A 14,117-nucleotide genomic window follows, 5' to 3' on the forward strand; every position below is an offset into this window, starting at 1 on the left:
TTTTTGTTTGATAAGGGCTGGATGAAGCGGCCCGGCCTCTCAGGCAGCCGCTTCGCCCTTCGCAACCAGTTCTTCGAACAGCGCCGGCGTCAATTCGGTGAAATCGTCGATCACCACATCCGGCTCCAGTTCAACCATCGGCACATCCGAATAACCGAAGGTGACGCCGATGGATGGCACGGCCGCGCGTCTGGCGGCGAGAATGTCGTTGATGCTGTCACCGACCATGATCGAGCGCTGCGGGTCGCCGCCGGCCTTTTCGATGGTGCCGAGGATATGGCGGGCATCCGGCTTGCGGAATTCAAACGTATCGCCGCAGGTGATGGCGGTGAAATATCGGCTGAGGCCCAGTTTTTCGAGCAGCGGTAACGCGAGGATTTCGGTCTTGTTGGTGCAGACGGCGAGCGTGATGCCCGCTTCGGAAAGTGCATCCAGCACGCTGATAATGCCGGGATAGGGCTGGCTTTCGCCGGGCATTTCGGCGCGGTAATGGGTGATGAAGCGCTCATAAAGCGGATCGATCTCTGCTTCCGGCAGTTCCGTTTCGCGCAGCGCGAAGGCGCGCTTGATCATGACCCGCGCGCCCTGGCCGACGAGATGCGTCAGGTCGTCATAGGTGACGGGCGCAAGCCCGGCTGCGGCGATGGTGTGGTTGAGGCTTGAGACGAGGTCGGCGGCGGTATCGACCAGCGTGCCGTCGAGATCGAAAATGGCGAGGGGGGAGAGCAGGCGGGATGTCACGGGAACTGGCCTCTTGCAGAATGCGGGTGCTGAGCGATCGATGCTTTCATTCCCGCCAAGCCTAGGCAAACGGGCCTGTCTTTGCAACCGCGTCACAACGTTCTGTTCGTTGCCTTGAAAAAGGCTTTCGTTTGGCTTTCGACCCGTGTAAACAGCACGGCGACGATAAAGCTACCGGAGTTTCAGGCACATGGATGCCCGCCAGATGAAGATCAAGGCCGCCGAGGCCGCATTGTCCCATGTACAGGATGGGATGCGGCTCGGTATCGGCACGGGCTCGACGGCCGAGGAATTCGTCAGGCTTTTGGCCGAGAAGGTCGCGGCAGGGCTCAAGGTCGAGGGCGTGCCGACATCCGAGCGCACCGCGCGCCTGTGCGTCGAGCTTGGCGTTCCGCTGAAATCGCTGGATGAATTGCCGGAACTGGATTTGACCATCGACGGTGCGGATGAGGTCGATCATGCGCTGCGCCTCGTCAAGGGCGGCGGCGGCGCGCTTCTGCGCGAAAAGATCGTTGCGGCGGCATCCGCCCGCATGATTGTGATCGCCGACCAGAGCAAGGTGGTGGAGACGCTGGGCGCTTTTCCGCTTCCCATCGAAATCAACCCTTTCGGCCAGGTGGCGACGCGTATCGCCATCGAAAAACTGGCGTCGCGTTCCGGGCTTTCCGGCACGCTTGCGCTGCGCTCTTCCGGCGACGGCGCCTTCATGACCGATGGCGGGCACCTTATCCTCGACGCATCTTTTGGCCGTATTCCTGATGCAGAAGCGCTAGCACGCGAGCTGAACACGATTCCCGGCGTCGTCGAGCACGGACTTTTCATAAATTTGGCATCGCTTGCCATTATCGCGGGTCCTGAAGGCGCCCGCGTGATGCAGGCAGTATAACAGGAGCGAGATTTTCATGGTCAAACTAGCGGGACTGGGCAAAGCTGCCGCTGCTTCGATCCTCATTTCCGGCATCGCGTTCGGTACTGCCGCACGCGCCCAGGAAATTTCGGAAGCGCATATCGCCGCCGCACGGCAGGCGATCACTTCTCTTGGCGTTACCGACCGTTTCGACGACATTCTGCCGGGTCTGGCGGAGCGTCTGAAGGCCGAACTCATTCAGGCTTCGCCGAACGTTCAGGATGCGATCACCGAGACTGTTGACGCGAAGGCTCTCGAGCTTGCGCCGCGCCGCGCCGATCTGGAGCGCGAAGCAGCGCTCACCTATGCGCGCGCCTTCACCGTTGAAGAGCTGAACGCCATTTCCACCTTCTACAGCAGCGAAGCCGGCAAGAAGCTCCTGAAGGACGGCCCGATCGCCACGCGCGAACTGATGAAGGCCGCCGATATCTGGGCCGCCGGCATCAACCGCGACCTCAACGCTTCCAGCATGTCGGAACTGCAGAAGGTTGCCGGCGCCGATCTGAAGCCGCTTCCGGCCGATCAGAACGCCACGGGCGGCGCTCCGGCGGCTCCCAAGCCCTGATTGGGTGAACGGACAATTCAGAAATATTCAAAGCCCGGCCGCAAGACCGGGCTTTTCATTTGTGCGTCGCAGCACCTATATGTGCCGTGAATGCGCCGCCGCCCGTCTCGAGGCTGAGGACGGCGGTTTTGATCAGGGGTTTTGACTATGACAGCTTATGACTACGATCTTTTCGTCATCGGTGGCGGTTCCGGCGGCGTGCGTAGCGGCCGCGTGGCGGCCTCGCTCGGCAAGCGCGTGGCGATCGCCGAGGAATATCGCTATGGCGGAACCTGCGTCATCCGCGGCTGCGTGCCGAAGAAGCTGTTCGTTTATGCCTCGCAATTCCCGGAGCATTTCGAGGACTCGGAAGGATTTGGCTGGAGCGTCGGCGAGCGCAGCTTCGACTGGAAGAAGCTGATCGCTGCCAAGGACAAGGAAATCACCCGTCTCGAGGGGCTCTACCGCAAGGGTCTGGAAAACGCCAAGGCCGATATTTTCGACAGCCGGGCGGAATTGGTCGACGCCCATACCGTGAAGCTGACAAAAACCGGCGAGACCTTCACCGCCGAGCGTATCGTGATCGCTGTCGGCGGCACGCCGAACGAGCACATGGCGCTGCCTGGCCATGAGCTGACGATCTCCTCCAACGAGGCCTTCGATCTGGAAGAACTGCCGAAATCGATCCTGATTGCCGGCGGCGGTTATATCGCTGTCGAATTCGCCAATATCTTCCATGGGCTCGGCGTTGAAACGACACTGATTTACCGCGGCAAGGAAATCCTCTCGCGGTTCGATCACGACATGCGCAAGGGTCTGCATGAGGCGATGGAGGCTAAGGGCATCCGCATCATTCTCGAAGACATCATCGAGGAAGTCAGCAAGGATGGTGCGGGCGGTTTCGTGGCGCGCACCAAACAGGGTAGCTCGCTGCATGTCGGTCTGGTGATGCTGGCGCTCGGGCGAGATCCGAACACCAAGGGCCTCGGTCTCGAAAACGCCGGTGTGAAGCTGGATGCGCGGGGCGCGATCATCGTTGATGATTACTCGCGCACCAACGTGCCTGGTATCTTCGCGCTGGGCGACGTCACCGACCGGGTACAACTGACGCCGGTGGCGATCCACGAGGCCATGTGCTTCATCGAGACCGAATACAAGAACAACCCCACGAAGCCGGATCACGAGCTGATCGCAACGGCGGTGTTCTCGCAGCCGGAGATCGGCACCGTCGGTCTTTCGGAAGAGGAAGCGGGCAAGAAATATCCGGAACTGGAAGTTTATCGCGCACAGTTCCGGCCGATGAAGGCGACGTTGTCCGGCCGTCAGGAAAAGACGATCATGAAGCTGATCGTCAATGCTAGCGACCGTAAAGTCGTCGGCGCGCATATTCTCGGCCATGAGGCGGGAGAGATGGCGCAGCTTCTCGGCATCACGCTGAAAGCCGGCTGCACCAAGGATGATTTCGACCGCACCATGGCGGTTCATCCGACAGCGTCCGAGGAACTGGTGACGATGTATTCGCCGAGCTATCGCGTCGTGAATGGCGAGCGTGTTTAACGTCGGTACAGGCGCGATATAATCGCCGCCCCCATCAGCCTGCCGCCCTTTGAAAGCGAAGTTTTCGAATGGCGGCGGGGTTGTTAAATCGTTTGAATTGACTTTTGTACGTCTGGAACGCCCAAAACGGGCAGAATGAGCCTGTTAGCTCAGGGATCGGCTATGCAAAGCCGATGCTTGGAGCTATAAGCCGCTCAATTTTTCGAGGCGGCCGCGCGACGTCGCGCGGGCGAAAAAAGGGTTAAGAACATGGCACAGAATTGGACCCCCGGCAGCTGGCGGCAGAAACCGATCCAGCAGGTTCCCGAATATCCTGATGCGGCTGCACTTGCGGCGACCGAAGCCACGCTTGCGACCTACCCGCCGCTGGTGTTTGCCGGTGAAGCCCGTCGCCTCAAAAAACAGCTTGCCAATGTGGCCGAAGGCAACGCCTTTCTGCTGCAGGGCGGCGATTGCGCTGAAAGCTTCCTCGAGCACGGTGCAGACAACATCCGCGACTTCTTCCGCGCGTTCCTGCAGATGGCCGTCGTGCTGACCTATGGCGCGCAGCTGCCCGTCGTGAAGGTCGGCCGCATTGCCGGTCAGTTCGCCAAGCCGCGCTCTTCCAATGTTGAAGTGCAGGATGGCGTTTCCCTGCCGTCCTACCGCGGTGACATCATCAACGGTATCGAATTCAACGAAGCCTCGCGCATTCCGAGCCCGGAGCGCCAGCTCGACGCCTATCGCCAGTCGGCGGCGACGCTGAACCTGCTGCGCGCTTTCGCGATGGGCGGTTATGCCAATCTCGAAAACGTTCACCAGTGGATGCTCGGCTTCATCAAGGACAGCCCGCAGGCGGATCGTTACCGCAAACTGGCCGACCGGATTTCCGAAACCATGGATTTCATGAAGGCGATCGGCATTAGCGCTGACAGCAATCCGAGCCTGCGCGAGACCGACTTCTTCACCAGCCATGAAGCGCTGCTTCTCGGTTACGAAGAGGCGCTTACCCGCGTCGATTCAACGTCCGGCGACTGGTACGCGACCTCTGGACACATGCTTTGGATCGGTGACCGCACGCGTCAGCTCGACCATGCGCATGTGGAATATTTCCGCGGCATCAAGAACCCGATCGGTCTGAAATGCGGTCCGTCGCTGACGCCTGACAATCTGATCGAACTGATCGACGCGCTGAACCCGGCGAACGAGGCCGGCCGCCTGACGCTGATTTGCCGTTTCGGCCATGACAAGGTGGCGGACAGCCTGCCGAAGCTCATCCGTGCGGTGGAGAAGGAGGGCCGGAAGGTCGTGTGGTCCTGCGATCCGATGCATGGCAACACGATCACGCTCAATCACTACAAGACGCGTCCGTTCGAGCGGATCCTTTCGGAAGTCGAAAGCTTCTTCCAGATTCACCGTGCCGAAGGCACGCATCCGGGCGGCATCCACATCGAGATGACCGGCAAGGACGTGACGGAATGCACCGGTGGTGCGCGCGCCGTGACGGCGGATTCGCTGTCCGACCGTTACCACACCCATTGCGACCCGCGCCTCAACGCCGATCAGGCGCTGGAACTGGCATTCCTGCTATCCGAGCGCATGAAGAGCGGCCGCGACGAGAAGCGTCTGGCGATTGCCAACGCCTGATCCAGGCAATGAGCGTATAAAACAAAAAAGCCGCCGGGAGACCATCCGGCGGCTTTTTCGTGCGTGGTGCCAGATTACTGAACCAACGCGGGCTGCTGGCAGCGGACATCGGTCACCCGGACATCCGCTTCGCCGATCTTGACGCCGAGAACCAGAAGCACATTGTAGAGCAGTTGATCGACCGGCGCTGTGACCGTCGCCAGCGTGTTGGCCAGCGCCGACTGGATGACCGCGAGGCCCCCCAGATCAAGGTTGATGAAAAGAAGCCTGATATCGAGGTTGAGGTTCTTCAACAGCGAACTGACCAGCGTCGTGACGGTGTCTTTGGTCGAGACGCTCTTGATCTTGGCCTGTGTAATATCCGACTGGGTGAAGGTTAGCTTCGTCTTTGTCATATTGGTGGCATTGATGAGGGCGCTGCCGTTAATGGCAAGCAGTGCCGAATCCACGATGGCTGCCTTGGTCACGCGCGGATCCTTGCCGAAATTGGCGAAGGCCGAGGTATCGACATTGCCGAGTGCGATTTCCGCAACGCCGGGAACGACTTCCACGTCCACCGTGCCCTGTCCGCCGCCGGTGCATCTGATATCGGCGAGCCGGGCTTCGGCATGGGCGACTTCCACATAAAGCGGGAGATTGACCTTGAGACCGGCAATGGCCTGCAGGCCATCGACCACGACATTGACCGCAAGCCGGGTCTGCGCGGTGCGCACGATGGTGCCCTGACCACCGACGGCGAGCGATGGCGTTTCGACGGGCGGTTCACCGATGGCAAGCGTTGCCTTGACCGAGGCGAGGCCGAGAAGATTGGCGTTGAGATTAAGGCCCAGCTGGTTGCCGCCATTGCCCGCTACGGCGGCGGCGTTGATGAGATCGAAGACGCCGGCGGTGACCTTGAGGTTTTCACCCGTGCCGATCAGCTTGTCGGAGAAGGGGCCGAGATTGAGGATTTCTTCGAGCTTGATCTTGACGTTGCTCTTGTTGACCGCTTTTTGCAGCGTATTCAAAATGTTGACGACCGCCGGCTGCAGGCCGGAGGTTTTCGTCAGCACGTCGAGGAATTTGCCGTAGCTGATTTCCGTCTGCAACACATCCTTATAGGTGCCGGCGGTGAGGTTGAGATCGATGGCCAGCGCCTCAACGATCTTCAGCGCATTGACATCGGCGGCGAGAAGCGCCTGGTAATCCATGACCTTCAACGACACCGTGGTGCCGAGAAGGCCGCCGAGCAGGCTGTTGAGAATCCCCTCATCAAGGCTCGCCAGCCGCGATCCCACTGAAAATGCCGCGATCTTCTGGGATGAGGCCGTTCCGACCGCCGAAACCTTCGGGGGCGTGGTGAAGGCGGAGGCGAAGAATATCTGCCCCTGTTCGACGATGTTCACCTTGATCGCATTGGTGGGCAGGGCGTTATCGACGAAACGCTGGCCGACCGGAACTGTCGCATCCGGCTCATAGTGACCCTTGATGACTTCGGCATAACCCTTGCTGCTGGCAAATTCATTCTGGGGATCGAAGGGTTCCAGCCCCTTGGCGGTCAAAAGACCTTTGTCCGTCTTGACCCCGAGGTCCATGCCGTTGAGGGCGAAATATTGCTGGACCGCCTTTTCGGCGTCCGTGGCATTGGCTGCCGCCGAGATGGCGGCGAGATCGGCGGTCTGCTGCAATTGCCGTTTCTGCAATGTCAGATAACCGTAGTCGACGCCCAGCGCCAATATGCCGATGAAAAGCGGCGCGGTGAGCCCGGCCGAAATGGCGATGTTGCCCGTTTTATCCTTGAGGAAGCGGGGAAGCAGGGAAGGAATGGTCCGCATGTCATACTCCTCCGATCCGGATGGTGGAAAAACGCCGGATGACCGGTTCTGGCAGGGTGTAGCTGTAGAGGCTCCAGATCGGCAGATCGCGGGCGTCATATTCAACCTTCACCGTGAACTGGTTGGCATTGGCGGGATCGGTGGCGACATCGACGGTGAAGCGGCTCTTGTCCATGAAGGCGTAACTGAGGTCGCTTTTTGTGACGAAATCCCGGGCAAGCTGCTGGCGCTCGGTCGTATTGAGGCCGGCAACCGCCGTCCGCGCCGCGTCGGCGGCGATCTGCTGCACCGAATAGGCCGCCATAAGATAAATGCCATAGGCGATCATGGTGAGCAGGACGAGAAAGAATATCGGTGCGACGATGGCGAACTCGACAGCAGACGAGCCGGATCTATCGCGAAAGAAACGCACTCCATTAAACATAAAGCACCCCCGTTCCTTTTGGCATCAAGGTTCGATGCCTTGATTTATTATTTTCGGAAATGCTAATTTATAGGTGTTAATTTTGTGTTGATGTCGCCTCTATGGGTTGCAGCTCGCGTTAAACTTTCGCGTTTTCTTCAGATCAACCGAAGGCCTTTGAAGCTGGCGTGGCCGTCCTTGCCGATGATGATGTGGTCGTGGACGGTGATGCCGAGCGGCTTTGCCGTATCGACGATGGTCTTGGTCATCTCGATATCCGCGCGCGAAGGGGTCGGGTCTCCGCTTGGGTGATTATGTATTAAAATCAAAGCAGTAGATGAAAGCTCAAGGGCGCGGCGCACCACTTCGCGCGGGTAGACCGGTGTGTGATCCACGGTTCCTTGACCCTGCACCTCATCGGCGATCAGGACGTTGCGCTTGTCGAGGAACAGGACGCGGAACTGTTCGCGCGTTTCATGGGCCATGGCGGCGTGGCAATAATCGATGACCGAGGACCAGGAGCTAAGCACCTGCTTGTTGCGGATCTCGCTTTTCAGCATACGCTGGGAAACGGAGGCGACGAGCTTCAGATCGAGCGCCACGGTTTCGCCCACGCCCTTCACCTCCTGCAACAACGGCAAGGGCGCGCCGAGCACGCCGCCAAGCGTTCCGAAACGGGCGATCAGGGCCTTGGCAATGGGTTTGGTATCGCGCCTCGGTATCAGCCGGAAGAGAAGAAGCTCCAGCAATTCGTAATCGGCAAGGGCTGTGTCACCGCCATCGCGATAACGCGCGCGCAGCCGCTCCCGATGTCCGTGATAGTGGGCGGCATCGGTTTCTTGTTCGACGATGGCTGCCGGCCTTTTCGCGCCGCTTCGCGGTTCGGCAAAAAAGCCGCGCTCATCCGTCTCGCCGAACAGATCGCCTTCGCCCGCCTGAAAGCCGGGAGTTTTGGAAAGATCGGCGGAAGGCGGGGCGGGGCGTTTTGCCATGGGCGGGTCTGGCCTTATGCGGGGGGAAGCGGCGGCAAGCCCGGACGATCAAAACCACCCGGTGACAGCGTGAAGATTTCGCAGCCGGTGGCTGTGACGCCGACAGCATGTTCATATTGCGCGGAGAGGGAACGGTCACGCGTCACCGCGGTCCAGCCGTCCGAAAGCACCTTCACATGCGGTTTGCCGAGATTGATCATCGGCTCGATGGTGAAGATCATGCCTTCGCGGATTTCCGGCCCTTCTTCCGGCTGGCCGTAATGCAGGATATTGGGCGTGTCGTGGAACAGGCGTCCGACGCCATGGCCGCAGAAATCACGTACGACAGAGCAGCGCTCCGCTTCCGCATAGGCCTGGATGGCCGCGCCGATGGCGCCGGTGCGCGCACCGGGCTTTACAGCCGCGATACCGCGCATCAGGCATTCATAGGTCACTTCCATCAGGCGTTCTGCCGCACGCTTGATCTGGCCGACCGGATACATGCGGCTCGAATCACCATGCCAGCCGTCCAGCACATAGGTCACGTCGATATTGACGATGTCGCCCTCACGCAGCGGCTTTTCATCCGGAATGCCGTGGCAGACGACGTGGTTGATCGAGGTGCAGACGGATTTCGTATAACCGCGATAATTCAGCGTCGCCGGCAGCGCACCGTGGTCGGCGCCGAATTCGAAGACGAAACGGTCGATGGCGTCGGTCGTCACACCCGGCTTGACGATGGCCGCCAGTTCATCGAGGCAGCGGGCCGTCAACTGGCACGCTTTGCGCATCCCGTCGAAATCCTCAGGCGTATAGAGGCGGATGACGCCGGTATTCTTGAGGGGGGCGGAGGCTGCGTCGATATAGGTGACCATCATAGTGCTTTCTGTGTCTTTACGTTCCTGTTCATAAAACAGCCGGACGCCATTCGTCCATCTTAACCGTTCCGCTGACCGAAATTTGTGAGGGCGAGACCGTGCATTTCACCGCATAGGCCTCCACGCCGCGCACTATTGCCCGCTGAAACGCCAGCGCATAAACGGGATCGAGATCGTCGCAGATGCGCATCCGGTCGCAATCGTCGCGCTGGATGAGATAGAGCATCACCGAACGGTAACCTGCTTCCGCTGCGTCACCCAGCTCGTCCAGGTGCTTGGCACCGCGTTTGGTGGCGGTATCGGGAAATTCGGCGAGGCCTTGCTCGCGCATGAAATGCACGTTCTTGACTTCCACATAGGCATCCGGCCGGCCGGGTTCGGATAGGAGAAAATCGATGCGGGAATTGCGGCCGTATTTCTGTTCGCGCCGGATCGTCGAATAGCCGGCAAGTTCGGGGATTCGGCCGTTCAGGAGCGCCTCTTCCGTCAGCCGGTTCGGCATGCCGGTATTGATGCCGACCGTAGTGCCATCGGCCTCGACCATTTCCAGCATGTGCCGGTACTTGCGCGTGGGGCTGTCATGTTCGGACAGCCATATGCGGGAGCCCGGTGTCGTCAGCCCGCGCATCGAGCCGGTATTGGGGCAGGAGCCGGTGATCGCCGTGCCGTCTTCCAGAACGGCATCGAAGAGGAAACGCTTATAGCGGGAGATCAACGTTGCGGGAATAAGCGGGGGTGTGAAGAACATGATGCCTTGAAGATAAGCGTGTGTGTTTGCGGGGTCTTTTATCCCTCATCCCTGTGCTTGTTACAGGAATGAGGATGAGGTGAACGCCAGGGGAAGACACCTTTCTGTCGTGTGTGGTCATCTTTTTCACCGTCATCCTACGAAAGGACGTAGGTTCCCGGCGCATCGCCGAGCACCGGGCGTTTGCCGTCTCCAGGCTTACGCGCCTTCACCCTTTCGGCATTCTGGCTTTCGATCCAGTTCTGCCAGTGGACCCACCAGGAGCCCTTATGGGCGGTGGCGGCGGCCTGCCAGGCGTCGAAGTCTCCGGCCGGTGATGGGCCTGTCCAATATTGGTACTTTTCAAGCTGCGGCGGATTGATAACGCCTGCGATATGGCCGGATGCGCCGAGCACGAATTCGACCGGCCCGCCGAACAGCGCGGCCCCCGTGAAAACCGATTTCGCCGGCGCGATATGGTCGTCGCGGGTGGCGAGATCATAGACCGGGATCTTGATATCGCCGAGATTGATCCGCTTGCCGGCGACCCGCATCAGCCCACGGGCGAGATTGTTCTCGAGATAACAATTGCGCAGATAAAACGAGTGGCTGGCGGCGGTCACCCGGGTCGAATCGGAGTTCCAGTAGAGCAGATCGAAGGGCAGGGGCTCGGCGCCGCGCAGGTAGTTATCGACCACATAGGGCCAAATGAGATCGGAGGCGCGCAGCATGTTGAATACGGTCGCCATGATCGAGCCATCGAGATAACCGACCGCCTGCATGTGCTTGTCCAGCGCCGCCAGTTGGCCTTCATCGATGAAGACCTTGAGATCGCCGGCATGGGTGAAATCGGTCTGGGCGGCCAGTAGCGTGGCGCTGCGGATGCGCTCATCGCCTTGCTGCGCATGCAGCGCCAGCGCGGAGGATAAAAGCGTGCCGCCGACGCAATAACCGATGGCGTTGATGTCCTTTTCACCGGTCCGCTCCTCAATCGTGTCGAGCGCGAAATCGATACCTTCCCTGATGTAGTCGTCCCAGCCCTTGTCGGCGAGGCGCGCATCCGGGTTGATCCAGGAGACCATGAAGACGCTGTGGCCCTGTTCAAGGCACCAGCCGACGAAGGATTTCTGCGGATTGAGATCGAGAATGTAGAATTTGTTGATCCAGGGCGGGACGATCAGCAGCGGCCGTTTGAAGACCTTTTCCGTCGTCGGGGCATAATGGATGATTTCGCAGAGCGGACTTTTCGCCACCACCTTGCCTGATGTGACGGCGATATTCTGGCCGATGACAAATTTGCTGTAGTCGGTCTGGCGCAGTTTCAGATGACCGTTGCCGGCCGTGACATCTTCCGCCAGCTGCGCCATGCCCTTGACGAGGTTGGCACCGCTGGAGGCGACCGTTTCGCGGAAGACCTGCGGATTGGTGAAGACGAAATTGGCGGGCGAAAGCGCCTCCGTCACCTGCCGCATGTAAAACAGCGCCTTGGTGCGGGTATGCTCATCCAGCCCATCGGCTTCCGTCACCATCCGGTCGGCGAAACCGACCGTGGTCTGGTAGGCTTTCAGCAGGAAATCGAAGAACGGATTCGTCTGCCAGTCGGCATCGGCAAAACGCTTGCTTCTGCGTTGTGCGGGGCCGCTTTCGGCCACATTTTCCGGGGGCGAATCGGCGTCGCCGGAAAATTGCGCCAGCGATTTCGTCCACAGATCGTAGTAGCTGGAGAGAAGATGGGTCTGCGCCTCCAGTGACCGCTTCGGTTCGGCCATCCAATATTCGGCGACATCGGACAGCGTCTTGACCAGATCGGTCACAGGATCGGCGCTGGTTTGGGGGATGTCACCGCGTTCGCGCGGCGCCAGCCATTCTGAGGCGGCTTTGCCAAGATTTTCGAGCGCACGGGCGATGTTGATCGCGAAGGTTTCCGGGTCGCGGATCAGGTAGGCCTGGGCGGAACTGGCGTCGAAGCCGGGCGTTTTGCCGCCCTTTTTCTCACCGCCGCCGTCAACACCTGCCATGCGCCATCCTCCACCAAATTTGTGTTTGCACATTCTGCATGAAAACGAATACAAGTTCCACCAGCAAGGGGAGGCCGCAAAGGGCCGAACCGCAGTCGAATTCGATATCGGCGATATCCTTACAGGCGGAACATGACGATGGGCAAGCACATGGGGACATGGGGAACATATGCGGAAAATGCGGCAAGAATCGCTGTTCTTTCGCTCTCCGGCGTAATGCTCGCCGCCACGCTTGCCGCCTGCAAGGCTCCGGAGCCGATTGTCGCGCCCGCCCATTTGCGCCGCCCGACGGCCGAAATCGTCGGCCCGCGCCCGGTCAGCGACACTGCGGTCAGCCAGAAGCGCGACACCGGCACCTATCCCACTTTCGCCCAGCCGCTGACGGCCGCCGGCACCCAGATGGGTGAGGATGAGGCTTCCACCATGGAAGCAAACCTCTCGCGTCTCGGCGCGGCGCGGAAAAACGGGCAGATTTCCGAAGCTGAATATAATCGCCGGGTTGCCGAATTGCGGGCGCTCGCCGAAAACCAGAAGCCGGTTGCGACACCTGCCGCTTCGCAGTGAGATTATGCCGGGCATTTGACGCGGTTCGCTAGACTGCGCTTTAACCACTTCACATCCCCCCAATGGAACGAACGATTGCCGCTTGTTTCGTCTCCCCGCCAGGGAGAAGGTCGCGGCAGCGGGATGAAGGGGCGAGGGTAGTGATAACCCGCGAGCTTGCCCCCTCATCCGACCCTTCGGGCCACCTTCTCCCCGGCGGGGAGAAGAAACTTGTGGCGATGCCGAGCCTTCCGTAAAGACATTAGACGGCGCGCGCCGTCCGGCAATCATAACCCCTTCTTTACCCTGCCTTTGAACTATCCGCTTACCCAAGATCTTAAGCGGATGGATGCGGTTTGCCAGCTATGATGCGGCCATAACAAACAGGCCGCTTAAAAAAAGCGGGGCACGGGGTGAAATATCATGAAATGCATCGCCGCTTTGCTGGTTCTTGCCGGTTTTGCGCTTGCACCCGCTCAGGCGCGGGCACCGGACATCAACTTCGGAACACCTGTGCTTCAGGGCCGGTGAGAAGACGAATTCCGTCAGTCGTTGCCCGCGGCTTCGCTCAGCGCGTTGAGATGAGGCACCGTGATATGCCGATTGTTCTCGATACGGATAATGCCTTCCTTGCGCAGCTTGGTCATTTGGCGGCTAACTGTTTCGATGGTGAGGCCAAGGAAATCGGCGATATCGGCGCGTGAGAGCGGCAGGTCGAAGCAGGATTTGTCGTCGTTTTCCGGGTCGATATGGGTGGCGATCAAATAAAGGAAGCTGGCAACCTTTTCCTGCGCCGATTTGCGCCCGAGCGTCAGCATCCAGTCGCGCGCCTCGTCCAGTTCCTTCAGGGACTGGTTGTGGAGCTTACGTTCCATATCGGGCACTTCGGAAACCATGCGGTCGACGACGCGGCGCGGGAAGAGACAAATCTCCACATCGGTTGCGGCTTCCGCCGTCATCTTGCTTTCCGCCATGAACGGGCGGCCGAGAAAGTCCGGTGCAAATTGCAGGCCGACGATCTGCTGGCGGCCATCCGACATCATTTTCGACAGCTTCACCACGCCGTTCAAAATATTGCCGTAGGAGGTGACGAGTTCGCCCTGACCGAGAAGCTCATTGCCCGCTTCCAGTTTCTTGCGGCTGGAATGGCGGTTCAGTTCGCAAAGCTGTTGCGGCGTCAGGCTGCTGCAAAGCCCGCCATGGCGCGCCTCGCAGGAGCGACAAACGACAGGTTCTTCCGAATTGTGGATGGTCTTTTGCAGCGTGTCCATAAGCCTTTTCCAATGCTGGCTTTTTCAGGACGATTGCGACCGTAGGTGTCAAATCCGGTCTCATGCAAGGCTTTCGCCACGTAGCCGTCGCCCCCGCGTCTACTTTAGCAAGAACTT

Annotated in this window: 13 protein-coding genes; 5 read left to right on the forward strand and 8 right to left on the reverse strand. The window is 59.7% G+C overall.

Going from position 1 to position 14,117, the window contains the following annotated elements; genetic code table 11:
* Nucleotides 1-39 precede the first annotated feature (39 nt).
* On the reverse strand, nucleotides 40-741 hold the full coding sequence (locus PL599_RS12100) for a phosphoglycolate phosphatase (protein WP_271359074.1): 702 nt from the start codon (nucleotides 739-741) through the stop codon (nucleotides 40-42).
* Between the two features lie 190 nt (nucleotides 742-931).
* On the opposite strand from PL599_RS12100, the gene rpiA reads away from it, so the two are divergent.
* The 4 genes from rpiA (at nucleotide 932) to PL599_RS12120 (ending at nucleotide 5,375) form a co-directional block, all read left to right on the forward strand.
* The gene (rpiA, locus tag PL599_RS12105) at nucleotides 932-1,627 is read left to right on the forward strand and encodes a ribose-5-phosphate isomerase RpiA (protein WP_077982216.1); all 696 of its coding nucleotides are present in this window, start codon (nucleotides 932-934) and stop codon (nucleotides 1,625-1,627) included.
* Nucleotides 1,628-1,643: 16 nt separating this feature from the next.
* Nucleotides 1,644-2,213: a DUF2059 domain-containing protein gene (locus PL599_RS12110; protein WP_077982217.1), complete on the forward strand. Its 570-nt coding sequence runs from the start codon at nucleotides 1,644-1,646 to the stop codon at nucleotides 2,211-2,213.
* Between the two features lie 147 nt (nucleotides 2,214-2,360).
* Nucleotides 2,361-3,749 (forward strand): glutathione-disulfide reductase, encoded by a 1,389-nt coding sequence (gene gor / locus PL599_RS12115; protein WP_269824646.1) that lies wholly within the window; start codon nucleotides 2,361-2,363, stop codon nucleotides 3,747-3,749.
* A 249-nt stretch (nucleotides 3,750-3,998) separates the two neighbouring features.
* Complete coding sequence (locus tag PL599_RS12120) at nucleotides 3,999-5,375, forward strand: class II 3-deoxy-7-phosphoheptulonate synthase (RefSeq protein WP_077982219.1); 1,377 nt, start codon at nucleotides 3,999-4,001, stop codon at nucleotides 5,373-5,375.
* A gap of 74 nt (nucleotides 5,376-5,449) precedes the next feature.
* Here the strand turns inward: PL599_RS12120 and PL599_RS12125 are convergent, their stop codons facing one another.
* From PL599_RS12125 to PL599_RS12150, 6 genes are all read right to left on the reverse strand, one after another.
* A complete protein-coding gene (locus PL599_RS12125; protein WP_269824645.1) occupies nucleotides 5,450-7,189 on the reverse strand; it encodes a TadG family pilus assembly protein in 1,740 nt (579 codons plus the stop codon).
* A 1-nt stretch (nucleotide 7,190) separates the two neighbouring features.
* Nucleotides 7,191-7,613: a TadE/TadG family type IV pilus assembly protein gene (locus PL599_RS12130; RefSeq protein ID WP_077982221.1), complete on the reverse strand. Its 423-nt coding sequence runs from the start codon at nucleotides 7,611-7,613 to the stop codon at nucleotides 7,191-7,193.
* A gap of 137 nt (nucleotides 7,614-7,750) precedes the next feature.
* Nucleotides 7,751-8,584, reverse strand: a complete 834-nt coding sequence (radC, locus tag PL599_RS12135; RefSeq protein WP_269824644.1) for a RadC family protein — start codon at nucleotides 8,582-8,584, stop codon at nucleotides 7,751-7,753.
* A gap of 14 nt (nucleotides 8,585-8,598) precedes the next feature.
* A complete protein-coding gene (gene map / locus PL599_RS12140; protein WP_173989629.1) occupies nucleotides 8,599-9,438 on the reverse strand; it encodes a type I methionyl aminopeptidase in 840 nt (279 codons plus the stop codon).
* 31 nt (nucleotides 9,439-9,469) lie between these two features.
* Entirely contained in the window at nucleotides 9,470-10,189 is a 720-nt protein-coding gene (gene sfsA / locus PL599_RS12145) for a DNA/RNA nuclease SfsA (RefSeq protein ID WP_269824643.1), read from the reverse strand.
* A gap of 137 nt (nucleotides 10,190-10,326) precedes the next feature.
* Nucleotides 10,327-12,186, reverse strand: a complete 1,860-nt coding sequence (locus tag PL599_RS12150; RefSeq protein WP_269824642.1) for a PHA/PHB synthase family protein — start codon at nucleotides 12,184-12,186, stop codon at nucleotides 10,327-10,329.
* Nucleotides 12,187-12,324: 138 nt separating this feature from the next.
* Here PL599_RS12150 and PL599_RS12155 point away from each other — a divergent pair, with 138 nt between their 5' ends.
* Nucleotides 12,325-12,750 carry a hypothetical protein gene (locus PL599_RS12155; RefSeq protein ID WP_269824641.1) on the forward strand — a complete coding sequence of 142 codons (426 nt, stop codon included), beginning with the start codon at nucleotides 12,325-12,327 and terminating at the stop codon, nucleotides 12,748-12,750.
* Between the two features lie 524 nt (nucleotides 12,751-13,274).
* On the opposite strand, the gene fnrN is transcribed toward PL599_RS12155, so the two are convergent.
* Nucleotides 13,275-14,000: a transcriptional regulator FnrN gene (fnrN, locus tag PL599_RS12160; RefSeq protein WP_077982228.1), complete on the reverse strand. Its 726-nt coding sequence runs from the start codon at nucleotides 13,998-14,000 to the stop codon at nucleotides 13,275-13,277.
* Nucleotides 14,001-14,117 lie beyond the last annotated feature (117 nt).

This window comes from Agrobacterium sp. ST15.16.055 (assembly GCF_027956555.1).
Lineage (GTDB): Bacteria > Pseudomonadota > Alphaproteobacteria > Rhizobiales > Rhizobiaceae > Agrobacterium > Agrobacterium salinitolerans.

Bases quoted from the DNA above. Each gene is read 5' to 3' on its own strand.
- rpiA (WP_077982216.1), top strand. From the start codon at position 932: ATGGATGCCCGCCAGATGAAGATCAAGGCCGCCGAGGCCGCATTGTCC.
- PL599_RS12110 (WP_077982217.1), top strand. From the start codon at position 1,644: ATGGTCAAACTAGCGGGACTGGGCAAAGCTGCCGCTGCTTCGATCCTC.
- gor (WP_269824646.1), top strand. From the start codon at position 2,361: ATGACAGCTTATGACTACGATCTTTTCGTCATCGGTGGCGGTTCCGGC.
- PL599_RS12120 (WP_077982219.1), top strand. From the start codon at position 3,999: ATGGCACAGAATTGGACCCCCGGCAGCTGGCGGCAGAAACCGATCCAG.
- PL599_RS12125 (WP_269824645.1), bottom strand. From the start codon at position 7,189: ATGCGGACCATTCCTTCCCTGCTTCCCCGCTTCCTCAAGGATAAAACG.
- PL599_RS12130 (WP_077982221.1), bottom strand. From the start codon at position 7,613: ATGTTTAATGGAGTGCGTTTCTTTCGCGATAGATCCGGCTCGTCTGCT.
- radC (WP_269824644.1), bottom strand. From the start codon at position 8,584: ATGGCAAAACGCCCCGCCCCGCCTTCCGCCGATCTTTCCAAAACTCCC.
- map (WP_173989629.1), bottom strand. From the start codon at position 9,438: ATGGTCACCTATATCGACGCAGCCTCCGCCCCCCTCAAGAATACCGGC.
- sfsA (WP_269824643.1), bottom strand. From the start codon at position 10,189: ATGTTCTTCACACCCCCGCTTATTCCCGCAACGTTGATCTCCCGCTAT.
- PL599_RS12150 (WP_269824642.1), bottom strand. From the start codon at position 12,186: ATGGCAGGTGTTGACGGCGGCGGTGAGAAAAAGGGCGGCAAAACGCCC.
- PL599_RS12155 (WP_269824641.1), top strand. From the start codon at position 12,325: ATGGGCAAGCACATGGGGACATGGGGAACATATGCGGAAAATGCGGCA.
- fnrN (WP_077982228.1), bottom strand. From the start codon at position 14,000: ATGGACACGCTGCAAAAGACCATCCACAATTCGGAAGAACCTGTCGTT.